This window comes from Cysteiniphilum halobium, from assembly GCF_003574425.1.
GTDB lineage: Bacteria > Pseudomonadota > Gammaproteobacteria > Francisellales > Francisellaceae > Caedibacter > Caedibacter halobius.
This window is the reverse complement of sequence record NZ_QLIU01000017.1, coordinates 52,443-78,625: the sequence shown is the minus strand read 5'-3', so window position 1 is coordinate 78,625 and position 26,183 is coordinate 52,443. Positions and strand designations below refer to the sequence as shown.

Here is a 26,183-nt window from a genome sequence, read left to right as displayed (position 1 = left end):
AAGGAGTTGTTGTTGGAAAAAACGATAACTGTGCTTAATCAAATGACTTGCACTTGATAAATATAATGAAACACTCTGATAAACTGAGGATGTTGAATAAATTTAGGGTTGAATTGCACCCAATAAAATAACAATACTAAGTAAAATAAATGGTGATGACTTTTTTGTTTTTTTTGATCTAACATACCCTTACATTGATCTAAACGATTTTAATCAAACGAATATAACGGCGATCTAACCAAATAGGCTTATGCTTTGGATTCAGCTTTAACGCAATGTGTTGATGTGTTAACTTAAAAATCTTCCCGATAATTTCTTTACCTTGCTTATATTTAACCATGACTTTTTTAGCTTTTGATAAGCTCCTTAAGCGGCACTCTTCACCTTTAGCAATTAATCTTGCTTTTTTAGCAGTTTCTCCCAGTTTGATATGATGCTGATACAACTGGTTAAATAATTGACTGTCATTCAATGTATAATCTCTCATCAAAGCAATATAAGGCTTTCGATGACATAATTTAAACGATATTTGATGACTTTCTTTAAGTAATTTATGGCACTCTCTCGACATTAGTATGCACTCCCTGTTGACATTAACACATAGATAATGCCTAAAACTAAGCAGCATCTATTTGTTAAACGTAACGTAATACAGAGCATAACCCTCGCAAGGTATTATGATTATATCGCGTATAACTTCGCTCCAAGAGCGGGACTTGTAAAACACCAAGAACAGTGTTTAAACAGAGGAACCTTCGTTATTTTTTCATCTAACATCTGCTTAGTAGGTGCAAATATATAACCCACCTGAAAAATCGGGCTTTATAAAATATTTTTGTCACAGTGACAATTGAAATTAATTGCCACTTTCTAGAGATACCTGCTTGATAAAATATAAAATTCATTTATATTGATGGGGCTTGTATCTCACTATATAAGCATTCTAACGGTGGGTTAATTTAGGTCGTCCAAACTGTCAATTTTCCCACTGCTCAAAATTACTTTTTTGTATTGTTTATTCTCATTTTTTTCACCTCTTAGGCTAATTTTATTATCAAATTTAGTATGCAATTTTCCTGCAACTTTAGCAATTTAATTCACCGTTAAGTTAATACACCATGTTATCATCAAGGCTATTCACACCTCTGATTTTTAACTATAATCATTATACCACAAAACCACCTGTATGACTATTAAAATAAAGCTTTTCATGGCACTTTTTTACCTCTTTTTTAGGGTTTGTAATGTTTATTTTGTCTTCCATTCTTCTAAGCAGAAGATTAATTTCGTTAGTGTAATCTTTTAAATTATTATTGTTCGTTTTATTATCAATTTTAACACGATCAACGCTACTGCTGCCACCAATCATTTTGCGCCAATGATCAAAACCACTCGGATGATTAAAGGACTGATTCACTAATCGCTTAATCAGTATATTCGCCAAATGTTTAAAGTTCGTAGCACCTGAAAAGTAATATTCATAATTTGCCACCGTGTGATACAACCACTCATACACTTCTTGATCACTGGTAATAACAACACCCTTTCTTTTGACATAATCAATAATGGCGACAATGGCTATTTTTTGGCACTCGGTCACAGCACCTAATCCTAAAGATTGTTCAGCTAAACTTGCCCAATCTTTATAAAGCACCTCTTTTTCGATGATAGGCATTTTTAAGTCAGTCAACGTGGGTAGTTTCAAGTTTGGATTCTTTGACAGCGGATTTTTAGCCTTTTTGTTTGCTTGAGCTTCTTTATTATCTTGGTTAATATCAGCAACTGCTTGACGGTCAATAAGCTTTGGCACTGTAAAATGACTATAGCAAATGCCATTATATAACTGATCATAATTTAAATTACCATACGTTTGAATCGCATGAGTTGCACACCGAATAACCTCGCTTTCACTTGAATAGCCACGTTGAATACACTGTTTAACGAAATCTTTATACTTGGATTCGCCTAGATTTAGGAACTGGTCAACTATCGTTTCATTATCTTTGAGGGCATTATCAGCATTAATATTTTGTTGATAGTCATTATTGTTTGTGACAGTTTCGCGCGAAGCTCTACCTTGACCGTCACCGCTAAAACCAACGATTTCGCCATTGCTAAAACCGACACTTTCACCTTTCCTTACACCAAGACCATCAACAACAATTTCACCGTTTACACTATGACTGACTTGATCAATCTCTTCATTATTGGCATGATCACCTTTTACAGTAATACCTTTTGGGTTATTGTCATCCTCCGTTGTCAGTGATGACTTAGTATGTCCACGATCAGCGTCACTGGCAACAACAGCTAAATGTTCATCAATATTTTTCTTACCATTTTCATTGTGACGCGCTTGATCAATCAGTCCTTTATTGGCATTATCAGGAGCAACAGCATTGAATCCATTAGTGTTGTTGCTCCTGCTTGTTGCTGGTGATGGTTTAAGCATCGCGTCTTGCCCACCACTGGCAACGCCAAAAATTTCCTTGTCGCGATCAATCCCTGTATTCTTTTGGCTACATTGACTATTTTTACGATTTTTACGATTTTGACCATTTGCGTTGTTGCTATCTTGATTAAATGCTTTATTACTGGCATTATCAGCTTTAGCAACATCAAATACCTCGGTGTTGTTAATCCTTGTGGTTAATGTTGTCGGTGACTGAATCATTTTTTTGATATTTCTAGCGCAATTACTGACAGCATTAAACTCACCTAAAAATTCATCTTCACTGATCATACCAAAATCAACCAAAACAGCAGCAATAAGCTCGTTTTCGGTGTCGATATCGTATTGGTCATCAAGTTCAAACACCTTAGAAGTAATAGTTTCAATACTTTTGTTAGCTAAAATTGCCTTTAACTCGTTGATGACGACATTAAGATCAAGATTCCTTTGGCGGTTAGTTTGGTTGTTCACAGATTCCATAGCGACACCTTTGTTATTATATTCTGCGCCTACCCGATCATAACAATGTGCTATGACCGAATACGAAGTAAACGTAGTTAATAATACACACTTACTTTCTGATATATTGCAAATAACGGTGCAATATAAGCCGACTAATACAGGGGTTATTAAGCTCAATCTGATGTCTAATACAGACGAGGACAGAACAACCATTGTGAAATAATTTTGCAAGTACGATAATTTGAGCAAATAAAATGATGACATAACAACACCATCTATTCGTTGTTCGATTAAGATGCCATCTGATCTCTCTAACTCAACATAAAGCACATAACCATTCATTTTAACCACACTGGCTAAATGCAGTTTGCAATCACTGCCTAAGTAATGTGAATCCTTTTCCACTGCCATTTTATCACCAAAATAAAAACCTATCTTCTCAGTTTAAACATCAATAGTTAATGAAAGTATAAAAATTATTTTTTATCATTGTATTTACACTTTGCAAGTATGTAAACATATTTTTTATACAATTATTTTTAATTTGTTTTTAAACAGATTTTTTGCTAACTTATAACATATACTAAAACATAACTATTTAGATCATGTCAGCACAAAAAGAACCTGAAATAAAACCGCTTGAAGTCAATGCATTAACGAGAACCTTTGCCGTTATTTTAAAAAGACTGATTGCCGAAAGAGGTATTACGGTCAACCAATTAGCTGATGCAACAGGTATTTTGCCCAATACGCTGCATCAACTTGCTATGGCAAGAGGCATCCCCAAAGTACAAACATTAATCCCTTTAGCCAGATATTTTAATGTTTCTATGGAAGCCCTTATCGGTGAAGAAAAATTAAACCATCAGGTTTGTCCCTCTTTACGTGACACCTCAAGTAAAATTGATCTCAAACTAGAATGGCAGAAAAAATATTTTCTGCAATGCGTTGAAGTGTATGACAAAATAATCAAAGAAAAAAAGGTTCCGTTTGTTGATACAAAAACCTCGGTAAAAGCAATCAGTGAAATTTATGAATTTTCTCTTTCAAAAAAACTCTCTGCACCTGATCAGATTTTTGCAGAGTGGATTATCAAACAATATTTTTAAATAGTAAATAGCATCAAAAATAAAATAACCAAACAGGTGAGGTAATTACTATTCTTGCTGATAGGTACTCTTCTCCTTTAAATACAAGGTGATTTTATAATAACCAGCATGCTGCTTGCCAAACAATTTATCGTGCCTATTTTTATAAATTAAAGCACCATGAATATCATGACGATCTAACCTGTTCATGACTATGCTAACATACAAATCACTTATATCCTGCACTGCTTTATACGTAAAGTATTTATCTGCTATGCGCTCTGCGTAGAGATAATAAGACTCTGCTTCAACAGGAGTGCCTAAGCTTCTCAGTATATCACCTTTGAGTTTAATTGCCTGTATCACAATCATAGGATTAATTTTAGCATTCGATATATCATCCCCTTGAATATATGGTAACACTTTGTCTATATAGGCGTTTGCTAAATCAAATTCACTCAGTGCAAAAAGACAATCCGCCTTGGCAAAATACAATTTATTCAGAAAATAATTATGCTCGCCATAAAATGCGAGAATATCTTGCTCCATTTCAGTTAAATGTTCTAAGTTTTCACGCAGTGATTCCTTTGCTTTAATCATCATACGATATTTATCCAGCAACAAAGGAATCGCAAACACATTGCCTTTTTGATAGACCATGTTATTACTGTCATTAGTGGACGCTGCTGCTGTTGCCTCTTTTTCAATCTCTGCTGCCTTTTTAAAATCTCCCTGATGATAATAAGCAATGGATTTTGAAGCCATTAAAATTGTTGAAAAAGCAAAATTTGCTGACTTATCTTGCGTAATAATCTCTTCACCCTGAGCAAAATACATCAATGCTTTTTTGTAGTCACCTTGATAGGCATACACTTGAGAAAGTCGGGTTGCCAACATTAATTTTTCTCTATTAATCGATGGTGAATGAATTCGTTCAATAATATATTCAGCCTCTTTAACCTGTTGTGTCGAGCGCTTATAATCTGCTAACATCCAGTCTGTATAGGTGCTTTGCATCAATAAAAACCTTGCCTTAACCCAACCATCTACTTTCTCTTTTTTCCCCTTCTTACCTTCCAGTTGAACCATTAGCTCACTGATTTCATTGATTACCTTGTGCGCTGATGCTTTATCCCGCTGGTTGGTGAGTACAAATTCCAATTGTTTCGTTTTTAATCGAATCAATGCATTATCGGCAAAACCAAACTGTTGTGCATAGCTATATAACTTTTCAATGTGCTGAATAAAACTTCTCTGTTTAGCAATGAATCCATTCAGATAAAAAATATCTTCTGGAAGCAATGCGTTCATGCTAATAATCAGCTTAGGCAATACTTTTTCTAATTGAGTATCCTCAAAATAAAAACTAAATGCCTTATGCAGCTCATCATGACATCTAAACGATGCTTTACTATCCGAATACTCAATTAAAGCATATGTCATCAAAACATGTATTGCTTCACTATATTTTATCTTATCAACAGATAAATAGCTCAACAGTAAATCTTCAGGGATACTTTTATTGTCAATCAGTGTGATAACTTTTAAGATTTCAATTGCCAATGGGTAATCTGTGCTGATTTTTTCTAACGACATATTAACGACTTTCTGTAATGTCATTCCGTAACGGTCAACATAACCTTTGCCAAGACGTGATACAACGTGGCTCTCTACTTTCTTAATATTCGCAGCATGTCCCTCATATAACTCAATATAATCTTTTACCGTGATTGGTAAGGTCTCTATGTAGGCAAAAGCAGAAGCGATTGACAACGGATAATCACCGAGTAACTCCGCTAAAATCTCATGACTGGTGACATCTTCTTTGTTCTCTCGATTAGAAAATTGCTTTAAATAATCCAGCGATTCTTCTCGGGTGAATTGCTTAACGTTCATTGTACGACCACCTAAAGTTATAGCTCCATCACGATTGGTCAAAATAAGCTTCACTTGAGCCATTTTATTAACCTGTGCCACAAATTTTTCTAATACAGTCAGGTTTTTATCATAATCATCCAACACAATCAGCCAGTTATAATCAGATGATTGAATAACTTCTTGAAGATGTTTTAAATCAACTTCAATTTGCTTGCTGAGTGTAATTTTACTTTCAATGGAACGGCTAAAAGCTGACGTATTCCACTTATCTATCATCAACTCAATCTGTTTTGTTAAATCTTCTTTTGATTTAATCCACCACACAATATCATAATCATTATGATGCTTGTAGGTATATTGCTTTGCAATTTGTGTTTTACCAACACCACCAGAACCATGTAGTGTAATCATTTTGTTACGTAATAAGTCATTGTGCATGTTTGTTAAGTAATCATCACGACCAACAAATAAATGATTCGCCATTGGAATGTTTACCATCAACGCCATATCTGCAAAACAGATCGAAAACGTTTTAAAGAGTAACAATATTGTCATTGGCACTTTTTGTAGCATCTTCATAACTCTTCCATATCAAACATCGTCACAACATTATATTCTTTATCTTCTTTAGGCGTTTGATCCAGAGGAAACTTCATCAGTATCTGTTTTCCTTGATACTTTGATACCTCGGTAACAATGTCAATATGATGTCTTTCTATAAAGCGAATGAGCTGTTCATGAGTCAGTTGAAAACACTGATCATGACGCTGCAAACTATCTGATTGCTTCTCTTCGTTAGCATCAGATGAATTTTCTTCGTCTAACACATAGCCATTATCTGAATAAACACAATGAATCCAATGCTCATCTTCAACATGAAGCTGAATACTAATTTCACCTTCTCTCTGTAGATTAGAAATTGCATTGCCTATAAAATGCAACAGTAACGTTTGCAATGCAAAAATATTAATTGGATGTTGGTAAACCGCTTCATTAATAGAAATAACAATATTTATATTCAAAGCACGTATTTCCCAATCAAAGGCATTAACCCACAAATCAAGCATCTCTCGCTGAATCAAATCATAGGGATTGGCACCATGGTGATATTGTAACAAATGGCTATATACGCTTTTTTCATTTGCCAATGCTTCAATCATCTGCTGACGCTCTCTATCTTGACGTATTAACTGACGTTTATGTCTTCTGATTATAAGCACTACGATACTACTTCCCATTAGAAAATAAATATATTTTTCGATATTAAATTGCGAAAATATTGATTGATTAGGCAGTAACACCCAAGCTGGCGTGTTAAAAAACTGTATCATAAAAACTTTTTTATTTTGATGGTTTGAAACCACAGCGTCATTTTCAAATAACAATACATCTTCAGATAATAATTCTGAAAGGTAACTTTCTAATGCGTTGAAACTAAACTCAATACACACTCTACCGTTGACGGTATTATCTGAATAAACTAAAGGTTTACAGTAGCTAAAAAGGTTATTATGCTCACTTTTATTAGGATAATGAGCAATACCAAGCTGATTAATAAACATGGCATTATTTTCGTCATACCATGCAATATTGACCCATTCAGAATGTGTTGTTTTTTCTAAAATCGCATAATATTTTCTGATGCTTTGCAATATCGCTTGCTCAGAATGATTTTTATTCGGTGCAATTGCTTTGTTTAATTGATCAATCAGATGAATATAACCTATCTGAAGATGCTGTAAATGTTCATCTATTGTTGCTTGTTGTTGGATAAACCCATATTTTTTTTGCTTATACAAACTCCACAAGTCTATGTAAGCTGAGATGGCTAGGAAAACAGCACATAAATACAGTAACAATTTGTTATCTGGTATATACCTTTTATCGCGAAATAGCTTTACATTCCTCAACATAAATCACTGATTAAAATGTTATCCAACTGATCTCTAGATGCAGTTTTTATTCACTACAAATTAGTTGTTTACAACTCTACAAAACTCTTACTCTAAGATCAATCTAAACTTTCATTTTGCTTATGACTTTTACACACTCATATATATTTTCTGGCTGCCAGTCAAAATCAATCAGCTTTTCACTCGCCAATTGATCCTGCTTTATATTCGCTTTGTCCTCAAAAATAATAAAAGAAGACACCCCTTGCGTTTCAAGTTTTTCTTTGATGTGTGAAAACTGCAAAATATCAAGCGCAATATAAATCGGCAGCAAGCCCGCGGTGACTTCCTGAATAAGACCAATAAGTCCTGTATCCACAAAACGCTTAGTAGTAGCAAACGCATAATACTCAGAGAGAATCACCGCTTCTTTATTTTGCAATTGCTCAGATAAATACACTTTAAAACGTTCAAGCGGTGAGTCGCCGTTTTTAGTGTCCGCTTTTTTGATACTTGCTATATTGTCTGCCATCTTAATATCCCTATGCTACGATGAAACCTAATACCTAGTTTGCGCATCATCAATCAAAATAGCAAAAGGTGAAAAAGACCATTGTTTGGTGTGTTTTGACATTACAAGGCTCCATCAATACCCATCTGATATACTTTACTGACTAAAGCATGGTTAGTATCAACATTAAATTTTTTGCGTATTCTAACTAACATTGATCTGATGACGCGTTCATCAACACCTGTGTCTTGTGCAATTGCTTTAGCAGGTAAACCACGAATCAAAAAACCTAAACATTCTTTTTCTTTAGTAGTCAACTCAGGACATAAACTATCCTTACCCTGCTTAATCATCACCACACAATATCCTCTTTCTGAGAGCGTCTGTAGTTGATTCAACGGCACAATCGATAAATCACACACGCGAATAGGATTGATATTATTACTTTTAACGTTAGACTTGAACTTAGCCATAACTTTCTCCTAGTAAGTTAGTTGTGGTTAGTATCGTCAGGGTGTTGGTAGCACCTTGGCGATACGCTTTTTTACCTTGTTATTTATTGCTATTGCTTGCTTTGTTTTCTTTGTTTACTTTCTCATCATTTTTGGCACCATACTCCTTTTTTTGCTCTTTTACCTTTATTTTTGCTTTTTCCATTTTTTAACCCAACATCTCAAACAACCGCTAATTTCATTGCTTAGCCATCAATGCACTGTTTTATTGTCATTAGCCCTTGACCATCCCTGATGATCAAAGCAATTATTGTCAACATCAGTATCACTGATCTCAACAAATTCAAGCTCATCAATCGCTTTAAGACCGATCATATCATCTATATCTTGTTCAATAACATAAAATCTGACATTGTTATCCAACAAGTAACGTATCGCTTCCGTCAAGGTGCAATTGTTATTCGTCATGTAATCTTTAACATCATTCAACAGCACCAGTTTGCCGTAAAAATCCATCAAGCTTAAAGACGAAAATAATTTAACCTCAAAATCAAAACCTTTGATTTCTAAGTAAAAGTAATTAGGTGTCTTATTATCTTTCACAAAACATTGCACATGCACATCAAAGCCAAAAAATTGCATCACCTTGGGATAAAACTTACAGCAGGTGCTGTAACGATGCAGATCATTTTTAGTGAAAACCTGTTCAGGTGATATTTTTGCCATGATTAACAACCTCTTAAGTTATTGCTAATGTCACCATATTGACGACAATTATAATTTCTCATTTCTTAATATATTCACCACTATAAATGTGCTTACTTATTGGCTTACTAATCATCCACCATCCCTAGCATCACCTTTTGATTATGATTAAACGCTACCAGTAAAAAATCTGCCACCGCTTCTTTAGTCATTGTTTCCTTGCCCAACAAGTGCCATGCCCATTTAACTGTTTCAGCATGATCTGGACATCGCTCAAGCGCTATATCATAGGTTTCTGTTCTACGACCTACTTTGTAGCTAACACAAAAATGACCATCTTTAATTTTAGCAAGCCTTTTACTTGGTGCTTTTTGATCATCCAATTTTAAAAGATATTCAATCATCGTTATTTTCCTTATGTTTTATATGTTATCGTAAACCCTATGTTCCTTATTGGCAAACTTACAAAACTCACCCCTGAAAATTAATCCAATATCGCCTATTTCGCCATTTCTTTGCTTGCCAATCACAATATCTGCCAAACCTTTTACATCATGGTCATCAGGTTTGTACACTTCCTCACGATGGATAAACATAATCACATCAGCATCTTGTTCAATGCTCCCTGAGTCCCTTAAGTCACGCATCATTGGTTTTTTGTTGTGTCTATCTTCAACACCACGGTTCAATTGAGATAATGCAATCACGGGGACTTTTAACTCTTTGGCTAACGCTTTTAACTGTCCTGATATGTTGGATATTTCAAGGTTTCTATTATTTTGATACGCAGGGCTTTGCATAAGTTGCAAGTAATCAATCACAATCAGCCCTAAATCAGAATGTTCACGTTTGAATTTACGCGCTTTATGCTTAACCTCTATCGGTGTCAACGCTGCTTTATCAACAATCGATAATTTCATATTGTCCACTTTACTAAATGCTAAGGTAAGCTTTGCCCAGTCATCATCTTCTAGTTGAGCTGATCGTATTCTTGAAAATGGTAGCAAGCCTAAAGAGGATGCCATACGCATCATAATATCCTTAGCTGACATCTCCATCGAAAACACTAACACTGATTTGTCTGTTTGTGTGAGTACCGCTTCTGCTATATTCATGGCAAATGTTGTTTTACCCATTGCAGGACGACCTGCAACAATGATTAACTGTTCTTCACGTAAACCACACAGCTTCTTATCTAAGTCAATAAACCCTGTTGGCAACCCTGCTAAACCATCATTATCAGCAAGCGCATCAAGGTAATCAATGATTTGCGGAATGACTGCCTTAGCTGAAATAAAATCATTATCACCACTGTCTATATCTTGGCGTACCGTTAAAACGGCTTGTTCGACTTTATCTAAAACATCTTCCTCAGATAAGCCTTGCCCCTGTAACATCTCATTTGCTTCAAGCAATGCTTTGGACAGTTTACGTTTAATGGCTTTGTTTCGGACAATCTCAGCGTAGGCTTTCGCATTAACAGTAGTGGGCGTATCTTTGGCGATTTGGGCTAAATAATGCAACCCCCCTGCTAATTCTCCCAAGTCTTCACTTGCCAATGAATCAAAAAGTGTCACTAAATCATAGGCTTTACCATCATTGGCAAGCTTTTGGATATGCTGATAAATAAGTTTATTCTCAGGGGTGAAAAAATCCTGTGGTGTTAATATATCACTAATACGGTCATAAACATCATTATCTAAGATCAATGAGCCAATGACTGATCTTTCGGCTGATAATGAGCTGTCATTATTAAGCTTATTCGCATTAACTGGGTTGGTTTCCATCATAATATACCCAACCCCTTAATTGATTCTTGCTGATTCACTGCCTGATTAATTGATAAGTCTTCGGCTGCCTTTGAACCGTCATTCATTGAGTTGTTTAAATACCTTGCCTGACTTGATGCCTTATAAAAAGCTTTACCTAAAACATCGGTATAGTAAGTTCTAGCATCATCAATTCTTGATGCTATATCAATACAAATAATCTCACTGCCTTTTGATTGATTTGTTTCGTTTTCAGTATTGGCACGACTGAAAAACTGGTTTTGACATTCATACATCTTGTTATAGATTCTGCTGATAAAACCCATACGATAGGCTTTTACTCGTGATGCAATTTGCGTTTTAACGTTTCTTTTTTTCAACTGGGCTTTATATTGATTGACACTTTTTTCAATCTCTCGACTTAAAAAAACAATTAAGTATTCTGCATTATCAGCGTCACGTTGTCGCCCTGTGATTTGAATATAGCCAAAGGTATCATCATAAGAATCACCGTTGCAATACACACAAAAGCAGCCTGATACCTTTGCCATCGTATTATGTAACGTTACATACCAATCTGGAATACGATAGTAAGGTGTCGTAATCACTTTATTTGCCATATTTTGCTCATACACTTCATCTTTGGTGATGTTGTGTGCATTCATCAATGACATCGCTTGTTTTAAAGCAATACTGGCTTCGTTTTCATTATCTGATAACGATAATTCAAGCAATTTTCTGATTTTGTCTTTTTGTTTGTATAATTTGTTTACCTTATCTAGCTTATGCGACATTTTTTGTAACCTTATGATATGCAGCTATTTGTTTTTTATTCGGTGTGGTTAATTCACTTTCAATAGGGATATATCGATTATCATTGACTTTGATATACATACCAGAGTTAATTAACTCACTAAACTGTTTTGAGTAAATGGGCATAACTTCATTTGCAAATAAAATAATTTCTTCGTCATCTATCTCAATTGAGACTCTTGGTACGCCATAATACGTTTTACTGTTTAAAATCAATCGAGCTGTTATTATTTCTCCTGCAAATAACTGTACTTTTTCTATTTTTCCTTTTTTCTCTATTTTTGCAGTGTCATTTTTTTCAGTAATATTGTTCATTGATGATTTTGCAAAAGCGTGATTATGCAAAACCATAAACGTGGCTTGCTTATCTTCATCGTATTCGGCTTCGAGCAACCTTTTGATGTGTTGAGTTGACAGATTTTGTTGGCGTATTAATACGGGATTTAAAAGGGTATCCATTTGCCGACGCAAAAAATTATCTTTGATATAGTCCCATGTTTGTAAATTATAGAATCGATGTGGTTTTTCGATATCATAAACCTTCATCGCCTTATCAATGTATTTTGCGACTAAACGATCAAACCAGTCATTCTGGCGATCATGAAATTTGTATACCATGTCACTATATCTTTCGCTATCGTTCTTACACGTGGCTTCTTCAACACATTTTTCCAAGTACAACGCCCATTTGTTTAGAAATATATGCGCCTTAACTTTAAAATCCTCATAATAAGCATTATAACGCGCAAACAGTCTATCTAATTCATTCTCAATAATCTCATCATCACTCACGTCAAGATAACTCATCTCATCAAAATAATATGATGCTGAAGCTAACTGATTGATAACATTAAAAACATTATCATAATCGTTTAAATTGAATTGCAAATCATTAACAAATGGTATGCGTGACAAAACATCAAAGCCTTCAAGTTTATCTGAGATATCTATTTCACCTTTATGTAACCCAACCATATTAAGAATCACGCCCGCAATACGAATGTTGCGGACATAAAAAAAAGGAATTGCTCGCTTAATATCGGAAAAACTTAACGCATTTGCTTGAGTGACAAAAAACATACCACTAATATCAAATTGCGCTAATAACTCGTTATGAATTTCTGAAATTGATGGTGGTGTATCAATCAGCACAACATCCGGTTCAAATTTATAAACTTGAGCAATCGTACTTTTGAAAAACTGCTTTAATTCTTTTTGTTGAATAAAAATAGTATTAGCTTGATTAAGTCCAATTGACGCAAACATAAGCTGATCATTAACCAAAGCATCGTCACCTAATAGCACATGAGTGCTTGGCGTATTAACATCGGCATCAATGATAAATACTTTTTTGCCCTCAGAGACTAATTTTTTAGCTAAATTAACGGTCGTTGTTGTTTTACCAACACCACCCTTTGCTGAATAAATTACGATTGATTTCATTAATTTTCCTTAACTAATTCAATATTCTCACATCGCACCCAATGAATATCTTCAGGTTTGCATTCATCTACATTTGGATCACATAACCCAACCAAGGCTTCAGAAAAGGTTACAGTGGCAATGCTATACGTATGCTTGTTACCTGTTTTAGTACATGTATGTATACATGTCATACCCGCTGTCCATCCTTGCTTATTAAATTCTTCAATAGTCATGCGATTATGTCCTTAATGAATTGATTATCCTTTGAGATTACTAGCTTTGAATCAATGAATGCATTCGTTTGATTTAATGTCATATTTGTCATACTATAGTCCTCCGTAGACGTTGTTTTTAAAGTACGTTTTGAGCGCGGCTACATAGTGCTTGTTGTCACCCTTATTTTTGAAAGCTGAGGGTGGCATCTTGCCTTGAAGCTCACCTTTTTCTTCAATATCGGTAAGTTCAGTTGCAGTTAAAGATTCACACCAAAGTTCAAACTCAAGGTTAAATACACGCTCTTTTTGCTCTTTAAGTTTAAGTAAGCGTTCTTCTTTTGCTTTCAATGACGCTTCAAACGCTAAATCTTCAGGTGATTTGTAATTAGCTTCCGTCCAGTTACCACCCTTTTTAAGCACCCCTATCAATCCACGTAAACGATTATTAGCGGGGGCATAGCTTGCCATTTCATCTAAACGATTTTGTAAAGCCCACGCATAATGCTCAATAGATTCTTGAACGCTATCGACAGTTAATTGGTTATCAACGTCTAAGCTTTTATTAAAGTTTTTGATTTGGGTAACGTGTCGCTTGTTGAAGCCAAATTCAGTTAATGATGAAAAATCAAGATCAGTCCAGTTGTCATTGTCTGATTCAGAGGTGGTGGTTTCGGTTGCTTCTGTCACAGTGACGGTTTTTGTTTCAGGTTGGACTTGTGGAGTCTGTTGTAAAAATTGTTTTTGGAGTTCGGCTATTTTATCATTTTGCTGTTTGATGAGTTTGATTAATTGATCGTTTTGTGGTGTGGTTGATTTTTGTTCTTTGGTGTCGTTACTATATTTGTTTATAGTATTAGTAGTATTACTATTATATATAGGGGTTTTATTTTCATGCTGTTTACTAAAATAAGATTCAGAAATTTGTTCAGACTCTTCAAAAGCTTTTAAAATAACTTTAGATAATTTAAATTTTCTAAAGCCTCCCTTTCCAGTTTTGTAGTGTGATTTAAGTATCAACCCTTTTTTATACAGTCTACCTATTAAAACCTTTAAAGTATCAGCATTACATTCAGCTATTTCTAGCAATTTTTTGGAGGTAATAATATCAGTTTCAAGGTTTGAATTTAATTCAGAAACAATAAATTTAAAGATTTTTTTCTGTATCCCTGACAAGTTTGTAATTGCAGACTTTGCTTCAGTAACACTAAAATTAGAGTCAAGTTTATCAATGTTTTGTTTACCAATAGTGTTGTTATTGTTTCCCAATGATTTACTAATTGTTTCCGAATTGTTTTCCTTTTGTTTACCAATAGTGTTGTTATTGTTTCCCAATGATTTACTAATTGTTTCCGAATTGTTTTCCTTTTGTTTACCAATAGTGTTGTTATTGTTTCCCAATGATTTACTAATTGTTTCCGAATTGTTTTGAGTTTCCTCAATCTCTTTCAAGTAGTCCCAAGACCTAGATTTCTTAGGCTCAAATTTCTTTCTGTTTAATAGGTCGTTTATCGTAGCCATTGCTCATACCTTTAATTAAGAAAATGATACTTTTATATAATCGTTCATTAATTCTTTAACCAAACAATCAATGTCTTCTTTTGCTGTAGATTTTCTGAAATTATCAAAAAGTGATTTACCTTTATTTTTAGTATTAGGAAACTCCTGACTTGTTCTGATAACACTTTTTAAAAGTTTTTGTGAGTATTTTTTATCCTTGATTAATTGAGTAATATAATCAGTTGATAAGATTGTGCGAGAATCAAATTTATTGAGAAGTATTCTCCAACTTATATCAATGGCGAACTCAGTTTTTATCTCATTAACTTCTTTTTCCATTATTTCTATTCCCTCGTAAGAATAAATATCAGGATTTAAAGGGGCTATTACTAGATCAGAAAAAGACATTGCAGAGCAAACTAGAGTTCCAAGTGTTGGTGGACAATCAAAAATAATAACATCATATTTTGTTAGTAGATTTCCATATAGCCTTTTAAATACGTTAATAGGATTTATACGGTTAATCATCATGTAGCTATCAAGCGTCACATTATCTAATCTACTAGGAATCATATCAATACCATCAGTGACAGTAACAATTGAATCTTGAGGCTCTGCTGCTTTTGATATTACATCTATCATTACTGGAGTAGTTCTAGCTATTTCATCAACTTGAAAACCTTTAGTTAAGTTTGCCTGTTGGTCTAAATCAATAACTAAAACTTTTAAACCATACAGTGACATTCTTATAGCTATAGATTCAGCTATGGTTGTCTTACCAACACCACCTTTAACCACAGCAGTTGATAATACAAATTGATTGCACTTAGGCTCTAATAGCTTTCGGATTTTATCATGTGTAAAATAATGTTTATTTTGAGTTTTGTTAGGCTCTATTCCTTTGCTTTTAACTCGTTTGTGTACTGCCTGATTAGTTACATTTAAAAAATCGGCTATTTCTGATATTGATATTTTGGCTTCTATACTCATCTCAGTTTACAAATTACAATTCCATTTTACAAAATCATAAACCATGTTTTTTTGTTTGTAAAGGTTGTTGATATCAAAAATAAATAATTTTTTTCATAAACCTATTTTATTTTGAAACGCACCCAAAGAATGAAAACAAAACGTGAGCGTGATTACCAATTGTTGCTCGATCGTGTAGGCAGCGAACAAATTTTATCTGATACTGGTTTGATTGAAGTAATAGCAAGATGCTATCGACAAGCAAAACAATCAGGTAATACAGCAATAGTCAGAATTGCCGTTAAGGAATTGGTGCGAAGGATTGATAGTATTGATGAAAAGGGTGTGCATAACCAATAACGATTGATACAACATTAATTCATGCTCACTCCTATATTTTTTAAAAAATTTCTAAAAAGAACTTGATTCAAATGCAACATCGGTTTATGATTTTCTTATTTCCAATCGGAAGATGTTCAAACTTGATGAGTTGTCGTCCGTGCCGATGTGTTAAATCCATTTTCTAGGGAAGGTGGAGGAATTTCAGCGCCATCTTGTGTCGGGGTAGACAAGATAGCCAACAACTCTTGGAAATAATATCAGTTGTTGTTATGTGTGACAACATTTTTGTTGAAGAAATATTCTTTTTTATAGCATTGCTGCAAAAGGTGGATATTTGAGATTATTTCGCGCTAACAAGTAGAGTGCAATCAAGCTAATTATAAACAATACTAATAATTCTGTAAAAAATCTTCCAATTTCAATGAATGCAAAAAAGTATACATTATTGCGCTATTTTCCATGAATGTATCTATGCGGATTTGAGTAGTGTAAAAAAGTAGTATATAATTAACTGCAATAAGACTCAAAATAATATTGCACAAAATGAGTGAACAACACCCAAGTCAAAAAGTTGGTTATGCGAGAGTGTCTTCAAGTGGTCAATCTTTAGATGTTCAGACGGATAAACTCAGAAAAGCAGGTTGTCATTTTATCTATTCTGAAAAAGTCAGTGGACTTGAGCAAAATAGACCTCAATTAATTGAGTGTCTACATTATGTACGCAAAGGTGATACTTTGGTGATTACTAAACTAGACCGTATGGCAAGGTCAGTTCTACATTTGAATACAATTGTACAAAAACTGAAAGAGAAAAATGTCAATTTAGTTGTGTTAGATCAAAAAATTGACACAACCGCAGCATTAGGCAAGCTTACTTTTAATATGGTGTCATCTTTTGCCGAATTTGAAAATGACTTACGCAAGGAAAGGCAAATTGATGGTATTAAAAAAGCACAACAAAAAGGGGTCAAGTTTGGCAGACCCTTTAAGGTGACTGCTGATATCGTGATTGGTGTTAAAGAGAATAAGGATAATGGCATAGCCGTGTCTGATACAATAAGCGAGTTTAAAATTTCAAGGCGTACTTATTATACAATCATGAAAGGAGCGTATGATTATTTGTTGAATGTTAAGGATTTAAGCAAGGCATAGGTGTTACAAAAATCGTCAGTGAGTTAGGAATTTGCTGGGATAGTGTATATAAAATATTGAAGACATGATGTTTGATTGAAATTTATAATGTTGCACATCAAGTGACAATCAAAGTAAATACCAACTTGAATTTAACAAATATATCAATAGCTTCTTGATATTAAGTTAGGGTGTCTTTAAGGAGAAGATTTAAAGCTCTTTGTTGGCTGGATATATTAAGAATATAGACTTGTAAATACAATAGGTTACAAATTCAAACACTTGACTCATTGACTACATTTTAAATTGAGCGTATAGCTGGTTCTTAACTTAATATTATAATTTAAGCAAAGTATCATGTTTTCAAACATTAAGAAGTGGATCTCAGTTAACTCTACTAAGCAAAGCAAGTATTTGTTTGGTATGGGTGGAGTTACGCTGACGCTGATGATGCTGAAATGGCAGTATGGCAAAAAGAAGCATATATTGAGCATAGTACATGGTTAAGTTATAACGGATTACATTTTAGATAGAGCTAATAGGTTTGATGAGGTGATATTATGAAGCTAAGTAGAGGCAAAGTTGGTCAGCTAAAAAATAAGTCTAAAGTTAATCAAACGAAATTCTTTGACAACGTTCTTAATCGTCAAAAACTCAAATATTTAAATAACCAAAATGGAAATTCATTTAGCAGCAAAGAATCAGATACAAAACCTTTATTATTTACAAAGAATTCAAAGAAAAGTTTTGATTCTATAGATTCTGAAGAAATAAAAGCAGACATTAATGAAGCGATCTTACATGGCTCAGAAAGTGAATCAGATAATGAATATTTGATATCAACCGTTAGTCCAAAAGAAGTTAAATTATCCTCAACAAAAAGTAATACGCCTGAAAAAGAAAAAAATATCCCCATTAACAATATGATGATGGAAGAAAATGGAGGGAATAGAGAAGAAAAGGGAATGACATCAGCTAATGCTAAAGGAAAGAATGATAAAAGCACAATTTCTAAAACAAAAAAACAAAATGATAACACCTCCAGTTTTAAAAAAGGAACTATCAAAAATGTAGCTCAATCAGCAGAGGAGTCATTACATAAACATTATTTTTGCAAAGAAGAGTTAACTGACAATATTTATGATATCTTGTACTACTATGGAGAGAAATTCTTAAAAGACCTCTATGATTCCTGTAATCAAAATTATAAGAGCATTTATGATCTTGAATTTCGAAAATTAGTTCTAAATTTTCTTTCAGGTACTATTAATGATAAAGAAATACAATCACAATTGGTTGATGTTTTAGAAAAAACAATAGAAGAAGATAAAAAACTTAAATTGATAAACACAAAAGATTCATTGCAAAGTAAAGAGCAAAAAGCTTCCAGCTCAACATTGTTAAAAGATTTGCAGATTATTACAGGGCAAACTGGCAATGTTAAAGCCAAAGAGATTATCAAACATTATCTTATAAAATTGGAATATGTACGCAATAATATAGCAAAAGATTATTTACTGCGCAATGATTTAACGGAAATTGCAATAAGAGATCAAAATAAGAAAAAATTAGATACAACAAACAATAAAGATAATCTGGAAGCAACTAATGTGCTTTTGGTTTATGCTGATCTAGTGTACTCAATTGGTCAAAATAAATTTAATATTTCTTTTCCTGTTAATTTAGGAAATGGTTTGATTGTTGCAAGTGATGTAAGTATAAAAGGAAGGGAGTTAGCTGATGAATATATTAGTTCAAATATCCAAAGAAATAAGAACAATGTCGAAAAATCGATAGAAAAGCATAGTTCAACAGATAAGGAACAGGTGGAAAAATCAGAAACTAAATGCAGAGAAATCATGGATAATACCTACCATTCAGAAAAAATATTTTTTATGGCTTTAATTGATGATTTATTTGTTAAACAGGATGGAAGCCGCTTAATCCAAATAATTAGGGATAAACTTGGGCAGATAAACCCATACGATGTATCTATTGAACGCTTTGATTTGCACATGTATTCTACGAGAGATTCATGTGAGAGATGCACTGATTTATTGACCCATAATTGGTATTTTATTTTTAATAAAATTCAGGAATTGATAAATCCATTATTATCAAAAGGAGATCAAGCTGAGCAAGGAATAGGTAAGTATTTTGTTTTTACAGAAAAGCCTGAGTATAATAAAAGATCAGGGGATAATCCTCTTTTTCAAGATTTCATAATTGACCACGACAACCCTCGGACTCAATCGTCAATCAAATTTCAATACAAACGCTATAGCCATTACAATGAAGATGATAAAAATATTCTAAAAGATTTGTTATCAAAAATAACTCACTATAAGCAAGATAGCGTAAGTTACAATAGGAGCAATAAGAAGGTTAGTGATTTTTTAGAATGGCTACATAGAAATAATCCAGAATATAAGATTTCAAACTTAGTGATAAATAAAAAAGTTTATGCTGCTAATGTGTTTAGTGATAAAAGTATAGATGAATGGCAAGCTTATCTAAATAAATGGGAAAATAATTATGTTTCCAGTTTAGGAGAAGGGAAAAATTTCAATTCAAGAGGGTTTTATGTTCCTGAAGAAATAACATTTTTTGTTAGTCAAAATAATGATATTGCAGATTATCCGATTAAAATTGATGAAATAAACAAACAAAAAGAAAATTTACGTTTGTGGAAAAATTTATCTGAGAAAATTAAGTCTGGTGAATTAGAAAGTTTTAGTGGAGAAAAACTTGAATATATTAAATCTAGTGTTAAAGAAATAGATTTTGTAAAAAATTATAAATTTCATGGGAAAAACCAAGATTTTCAAGAATTTTTCACATCATCACAAAAGACTTGTGAAAGAATAGAGGGCAAAGGTAATTACAATAATAAAGAATTGGCTAACTATCTCATAAGTGCGAAAACTGCGAAAGAAATGATGTTAAAATTTGTTAAAGAAAAAATTAGTAATGACTATGGTTTTGATAATAAACTTTTAGAAAATTTTCAATGTAAAATAGAAAAAATAAACGATAATACTGAAAACAATAACGTTATAGAGCAAGGTATAAGTATACTTGAAAATATAAAAAGAACCTATGATGATAAAATAAATTCATGGAAAAACCCAATTGATTGGTTTATTGAGCAACAAAGAAATATAGCTAATAAAATAAATAAAGATAATCAATCAAATAAAGATGTTGCTGCAAAAGTTATATGGTATTCATATCTAAAGTCGTTGCAAAAAACACCAGAAGTTCAACGAGAGATAAAATATAAAGTCATACTTTCAAAAGAGTTGGAAAATGATAAATCAGAGCTTGAAAAATTAAAAATTGAGAAAAAAAATCTTCAAAATGTACGAAGCGAAACACACACCGTAAATGAGAAGAAAAATGCGACCAACATAACAAAATCTAAATATCAACATAATAAACCTTCAGTAGAAGAAGTATTAAAAAAGATAAAAATAGATAAAAAGGAAAAGGAAGAGAAAGGCAAGCTTAATCAGCTCGATACTCTTATAAAATCTAAAGAAAACGATATCAATACATTTAATGTTAAAATCAATAAACAGAAGGATTTAATACGCTCTAATGACATAAAAATTAATCATTATAGTTTGGTTAAAAAAAATATTATTAAAAATAATTATCAGATAGAGGATAAGTTAGAAGTTGCAAGAAAAGAATTTAACAAATTATTCCACCCCAAACCCCCAGTAGCACCTAACCCTTATAATTCTACTCCAGATAAATGGACACCTAAACAAGTAGAGGAAATTATTTCTTACTTGAAAGCTAAGGATAATAAATTTATTCCAGATAATTGGAATGAAACTGAAGATGGTAATTTCCAAGAAATAAAAAAACGTATAACTGATCTTGAAACTTCTGGTGTAGACAAACTCATAGAACGTATGACCATAACTATTAATAAACACATTGGAAAAAACACGAAATCTCAACTATTAAAACACCTAGCCACCCTCTACCTAAACCACCACGTCGATCAGCAGGTGGATGAGAGGGTTATACAGACTTTGCAAGATATTATTGATCAAAAGAATGTGGAATTTAACTCAGAAGAAGTTATAAAGACTATTGGTAATCTGTTTGGTGATGTTAATTTAAAAGATAATGTTCGCAATAGCTTTAAAAGTAAAAATCCGAAGCTTAAGCAATATGAAATTAATGGTAAATTAAACCCTTTATTTCTTCGCTTAGATGAGTTACTTAGTAATTGTAATGACTATTTGTCTTCAATGATGGAAAAAGACTCAGATTTGCTCAATTATATAATTGAGCAAACGACAAGTTTGCTAAAAGAAATTGCACCTATAAAAGAAATAAACCTTAATAGCTTGGCTGAATCTTTTGAAATCAATCGTGGCAAAATAGAAGCTGACCTTAAAATAGACTGGGAAAGCGGGGGGAGTTATGGAAATTACCCTGAGATGACTCATGGTGATAATAAAGGTTATCAAGACTTAAATAATGTAAAAGGAAGCAACAAAAAAGGTGATGAATTTACAATTATTGATAACAAACATGGTGGGGATTGTGCGGTATATGCAACAAGAGATGCTTTAGCTATTATAAATCATGATATTGGCAAGATCGATGATATTAACATACAGAGTCTAAGGCATGATATATGTAGCACGACAAAACAATTTATTTCATTATATAAAATGATAATTGATCCATCAAAATTTGATTTAGATCAAGTAATTAATTGTTATAAAAATATATTTGGCGCAAATAATTTGGATATTTTTAAACATGTAATATCTGCATATATAGATAAAAATTTAACTAATCAAGATAATAATGAAGAAACTAGAGAAAGTTTAAATGCTTTAAATGATATAGTTAAAAATGTCAATAGTTGGGATAATTTGTCTGAAGATACGCTAAAATCAGTTTGCCAATTATGCAATACATTTGATGTTAATATTGACATAATATTAGTAGACCATCAATTACCTCCCAAAAGCAATGCTCAGCAATATTATGATTATGCCTCACAGCCAACAATATGGTTAAGTAATAGTGAGATTAACGCATATTTACTTTCTTTAGGATTTATGTATGAATCAAGCAAAGAACTAACACAATCTACTTATAAAGGCACTTATATTACATATAAAAATTTGCTGGGTAATGAAATTTATTTTTATAATGATGGGAACCGTCAAAAATTAGGAATGAATTGGATGGCTGCAGAGAAAAATAAACCCAGTATGCAGCAAAAATTTCATATTGAAAGTAAGAAAAACGATGGCATAAAGCTTGACGGAGTTGATCGTAAAGAGCAAAAAGCAATTTTAGACTCTATGCAGAAAAATGAAAACAAAGAAGACAAATACCCCGACCATTATTATTTTCAACTACAGGGTGAGTTAAACAAATTAAGCAGTTTAGCATTACCTGATACATGGGCTAGTGAGAACCAAATTCTAAACTACCTTAAAGGGCAACTCAAAAATAATGATAATGTTATGGTCGTGGGAGATACTTGGCATGTAGATGATATAGGGTACGCATTCCCATTTGATGATTTTGCTAATTTCATATTGAATGATAAAGCAGTCAAACTACTTTTACCTATATATGGCTGGAGCCATTTTTTTGGAATGATGTTTGAAAAAAATAAATCTGAACAAATTGATCTTTATTTTTTCAATCCAACTGCAAAAGATGTTGAGAGTGATGAGTCAAAAAGAGTAAAAGACGACGCTTGGGAGATTAATGCTAAAAAACATATTCAACAGATTTCTGAAACACAAACAAATAGTTACAGTTACAATAGTTTAATGATTTCAGCAGAAAGCAAAGAACTTGAAAATTCTCATACTGTAAATACCGACACTATTACAAAAATCAAACGAAAAAAAATTAATTTTGGTGAATTTAAAGATTTATCCTGTAATCAACAAAAAAGTGCCAATGACTGTGGGTATATAGTTGGGCAAAGCCTCTATGATCTAGCAGTTTCTGAAGAGCATAAAATGTCAATTGGAGATCATCATACAAAGGATAACAATGTTAGTTTAATTGCTAAAATAAGGCATAACTTTACTAATAAGGATATTGTTGGAGAAGGAAATGCTTATGATGTGTTACTAAATCACTATTGTTCAAGCTTTGCAAAAGCATTTTTCTATGATAAGAAATTTCATGTATATGTTTTAGAAAAATTAACATTAAAGGATCAAACCTGTAATATACTATCACACATAGCTAAGTCATATAAACAAAGTTTATACACTAAGCACAATATAGATTATTTTGAAGATGAACCACTATATAAATTATCTAAAAATATTAATATTTTAGATTGTATAAGTGATGGCTTGTCTAATGCGTTTAAAGAAAACAAGATTGAGATTGGTGTTATTCAGAAATTGATGAATGATTTAATTGATGTTAAACCTGATCCTAAAGATGAAAGTAATACTCACGTAACCATTTCTTTAAAAGACGATAAAGCTAACATTGTTTCAGACGAATTATACTCAAAAGTATATGGGGTAATAGAGGAAAAAGAAAAATCAAATGATAATCAATTTGAAGTAAACATAGATGAATATAACGATCAAGAAAATAATGAATACGATGATGGTAGTGTACCCGAAGATAATAACCCTGATAGTGAGAAGAAACAAGGTAAGAAAAAAGGCACCACAGAGCTTTATGAGGGAATGAGTGATCAAGAAATCGAAAATAACCTTAAATCTATGCTACAAGCTTATGGTCAATTGAAACATAAAGTGCATAAAAATTTGTATGTTGAAGACAAAGTATTGGATACAAAAAAGCTAGCGATAAATATCCATCATTGGCTAGAAACACTTTCATCAGAAGATGGGTTAAAAACTTATAGAGCAATTACAAGTTTAGCAGGCAAAGAATTTGATCATGCGGTTTTAATTAAAGCGATTAAAGCAGAAGATCAATCCTTAGAAATAAAAGTAATTGACCCATTACCCGAAGAAAATGAGATGTTTAAACAGCAAGCTGATGATTTAATGATCGATCTATCCAAACAATTTGGCAATAAGAATCTGCAATATATTTATTCAGGCAGGCAGTGTAAAGATTCGGATACTTGTGCTGATATGAATTTGATTATGATACAAGAGTTTTTAGAAGCATCTAATAATACGGATAAAAAACACATTGATACAGTTAGTATTGATGACTCTATTGATTCACTGTCAACGACTGATAACAGTATAGTAAGTGATAACAAGATAAACATTGAAAATAATAATCCTGCTGATACTACTTCTGGTGAAACGTCATTAAAATCTGACAACCTGCCAGTATTATGGTCAAGCCCAACATTAGTTATCAACGACCCTATTGCTTTTGACTTGAATCCTGTATTACGTCCACAGGCAGAATACTATTTACAAACGGGTACAATCTTCGATTCATTCAGAGCCGCTGTCAATAATGGTCAGATCAGTATTTTACCTTCTAACAACTCAGGCAACAATTTTTTATCCAGTGTGATTAATAGGGAGAATAACCAAAACATTGAAGCGGATAACAATAGTAAAGATGACAAGGATAATAATCTCAATAAGAGCTGTGTGGTAACTGATGAAAACAAACACCAAACAATTGATTTAGCTAACTGCCTAATTGATCCTGAATTCAATCAGAAAGTCGATATACAGGCAATCATTGATCGAATTGAAGCAGAGAAAAACGAGCAGGCAAAAGCTAAGACCACACAACCTGAATCTGTTAAAGTAGCCGTTCATATTACCACCCCTTATGGTATTCCTTTTGTTGCTTTAGATGAACAGGGTGAGAAATTAAAAGCACAGTTAGAGCATTATGCGTTGACAGGTCAGAAATTTGACAGTTCAGCTCAGGCGCTGGAAGAAGGTTACCGTGTTGAGATAGAAATTTTACCGCAAGAAGATCAACAACAAGAGGAGAAAGCAATAGTAAAAGCAGGGGTAGATGAAGAAGACACAGTATTAAATCATTTAACTGAAATTACGCCTGTAACTGATCATTGGGAAGACCCTGTCATAACCACACAGCGCGAATATCGTGATGAAACAGGCATTGCGTTTGACAGTTTACAAAGACATGAACATGGTAATGTGATGGTATCGGTAGATGATCAGATAGCACAACGAAATGAACAATTGGAAGCACAGGATGCCTTATCAAGCGCACTAACTTACATATCAAGAATAGGCGCTGATGTTGTTACTGGCTTAACGATAATAAGTAATTTTATGGGTAAACAGATAAGAGAAGTTAATATGTTAAGCATGATACATCTATTAAAAAACCGTGAAATCAAAGTTTATGATGATCACGCTAATGATAATGCTTCTGGTTTATCTGGCTTTGGTGGTCATGGTGATGGGGACTCAGGCAATAATGACAATAATCTAACAAACTTCACACCTGATTTAGAAGGAAACGTCCCTAGCCCAGATGTTTTGCAAGCGGTATCTTTTATTAATCAATTAGAAAATGGAAAAATAAATGAAGATGATATGGTCATACACTATCATGCCAGTGTTTAAAGTCTTGACAGTGGT

At 33.0% G+C, this 26,183-nt stretch carries 18 protein-coding genes; 4 read left to right on the top strand and 14 right to left on the bottom strand.

The window, feature by feature from the left end:
• Positions 1–199: 199 nt before the first annotated feature.
• Both DNK85_RS04550 and DNK85_RS04545 read right to left on the bottom strand, forming a co-directional pair.
• Complete coding sequence (locus DNK85_RS04550) at positions 200–571, bottom strand: hypothetical protein (RefSeq protein ID WP_119328390.1); 372 nt, start codon at positions 569–571, stop codon at positions 200–202.
• Between the two features lie 594 nt (positions 572–1,165).
• Positions 1,166–3,325 (bottom strand): hypothetical protein, encoded by a 2,160-nt coding sequence (locus DNK85_RS04545; protein ID WP_119328389.1) that lies wholly within the window; start codon positions 3,323–3,325, stop codon positions 1,166–1,168.
• A 194-nt stretch (positions 3,326–3,519) separates the two neighbouring features.
• Between DNK85_RS04545 and DNK85_RS04540 the strand changes: the two genes are divergently transcribed.
• A complete protein-coding gene (locus tag DNK85_RS04540) occupies positions 3,520–4,023 on the top strand; it encodes a helix-turn-helix domain-containing protein (RefSeq protein ID WP_119328388.1) in 504 nt (167 codons plus the stop codon).
• 48 nt (positions 4,024–4,071) lie between these two features.
• Here the strand turns inward: DNK85_RS04540 and DNK85_RS04535 are convergent, their stop codons facing one another.
• The 12 genes from DNK85_RS04535 to DNK85_RS04480 form a co-directional block, all read right to left on the bottom strand.
• Positions 4,072–6,459 carry a tetratricopeptide repeat protein gene (locus DNK85_RS04535; protein WP_119328387.1) on the bottom strand — a complete coding sequence of 796 codons (2,388 nt, stop codon included), beginning with the start codon at positions 6,457–6,459 and terminating at the stop codon, positions 4,072–4,074.
• Positions 6,456–7,793: an ATP-binding protein gene (locus tag DNK85_RS04530; protein WP_119328386.1), complete on the bottom strand. Its 1,338-nt coding sequence runs from the start codon at positions 7,791–7,793 to the stop codon at positions 6,456–6,458. The genes DNK85_RS04535 and DNK85_RS04530 overlap by 4 nt, the downstream gene beginning before the upstream one ends.
• A 103-nt stretch (positions 7,794–7,896) precedes the next feature.
• A complete protein-coding gene (locus tag DNK85_RS04525) occupies positions 7,897–8,304 on the bottom strand; it encodes a hypothetical protein (RefSeq protein ID WP_119328385.1) in 408 nt (135 codons plus the stop codon).
• Between the two features lie 101 nt (positions 8,305–8,405).
• Positions 8,406–8,756: a helix-turn-helix transcriptional regulator gene (locus DNK85_RS04520; RefSeq protein WP_119328384.1), complete on the bottom strand. Its 351-nt coding sequence runs from the start codon at positions 8,754–8,756 to the stop codon at positions 8,406–8,408.
• Positions 8,757–8,987: 231 nt separating this feature from the next.
• On the bottom strand, positions 8,988–9,461 hold the full coding sequence (locus DNK85_RS04515) for a hypothetical protein (protein WP_119328383.1): 474 nt from the start codon (positions 9,459–9,461) through the stop codon (positions 8,988–8,990).
• A gap of 107 nt (positions 9,462–9,568) precedes the next feature.
• Positions 9,569–9,844 (bottom strand): hypothetical protein, encoded by a 276-nt coding sequence (locus DNK85_RS04510; RefSeq protein ID WP_119328382.1) that lies wholly within the window; start codon positions 9,842–9,844, stop codon positions 9,569–9,571.
• A gap of 18 nt (positions 9,845–9,862) precedes the next feature.
• Positions 9,863–11,230, bottom strand: a complete 1,368-nt coding sequence (gene dnaB, locus DNK85_RS04505; RefSeq protein ID WP_119328381.1) for a replicative DNA helicase — start codon at positions 11,228–11,230, stop codon at positions 9,863–9,865.
• Entirely contained in the window at positions 11,227–12,003 is a 777-nt protein-coding gene (locus tag DNK85_RS04500; RefSeq protein WP_119328380.1) for a DUF2786 domain-containing protein, read from the bottom strand. The genes dnaB and DNK85_RS04500 overlap by 4 nt, the downstream gene beginning before the upstream one ends.
• Positions 11,993–13,465: a P-loop NTPase gene (locus DNK85_RS04495; protein WP_119328379.1), complete on the bottom strand. Its 1,473-nt coding sequence runs from the start codon at positions 13,463–13,465 to the stop codon at positions 11,993–11,995. The genes DNK85_RS04500 and DNK85_RS04495 overlap by 11 nt, the downstream gene beginning before the upstream one ends.
• Positions 13,465–13,680 carry a hypothetical protein gene (locus tag DNK85_RS04490; protein WP_119328378.1) on the bottom strand — a complete coding sequence of 72 codons (216 nt, stop codon included), beginning with the start codon at positions 13,678–13,680 and terminating at the stop codon, positions 13,465–13,467. Before DNK85_RS04490 ends, DNK85_RS04495 begins: the two co-directional genes overlap by 1 nt.
• Positions 13,681–13,773: 93 nt before the next feature.
• Positions 13,774–15,180: a hypothetical protein gene (locus tag DNK85_RS04485; RefSeq protein ID WP_119328377.1), complete on the bottom strand. Its 1,407-nt coding sequence runs from the start codon at positions 15,178–15,180 to the stop codon at positions 13,774–13,776.
• 15 nt (positions 15,181–15,195) lie between these two features.
• Positions 15,196–16,149 carry a ParA family protein gene (locus tag DNK85_RS04480; RefSeq protein ID WP_119328376.1) on the bottom strand — a complete coding sequence of 318 codons (954 nt, stop codon included), beginning with the start codon at positions 16,147–16,149 and terminating at the stop codon, positions 15,196–15,198.
• A 129-nt stretch (positions 16,150–16,278) separates the two neighbouring features.
• On the opposite strand from DNK85_RS04480, the gene DNK85_RS04475 reads away from it, so the two are divergent.
• The 3 genes from DNK85_RS04475 to DNK85_RS04465 all read left to right on the top strand — a co-directional run bounded on the left by DNK85_RS04475 (position 16,279) and on the right by DNK85_RS04465 (position 26,168).
• On the top strand, positions 16,279–16,488 hold the full coding sequence (locus DNK85_RS04475) for a hypothetical protein (protein WP_119328375.1): 210 nt from the start codon (positions 16,279–16,281) through the stop codon (positions 16,486–16,488).
• A gap of 525 nt (positions 16,489–17,013) precedes the next feature.
• Positions 17,014–17,622 (top strand): recombinase family protein, encoded by a 609-nt coding sequence (locus tag DNK85_RS04470; protein WP_119328374.1) that lies wholly within the window; start codon positions 17,014–17,016, stop codon positions 17,620–17,622.
• A gap of 539 nt (positions 17,623–18,161) precedes the next feature.
• Positions 18,162–26,168, top strand: coding sequence for a hypothetical protein (locus tag DNK85_RS04465; protein WP_119328373.1), 8,007 nt, complete (start codon positions 18,162–18,164; stop codon positions 26,166–26,168).
• Positions 26,169–26,183: the final 15 nt, after the last annotated feature.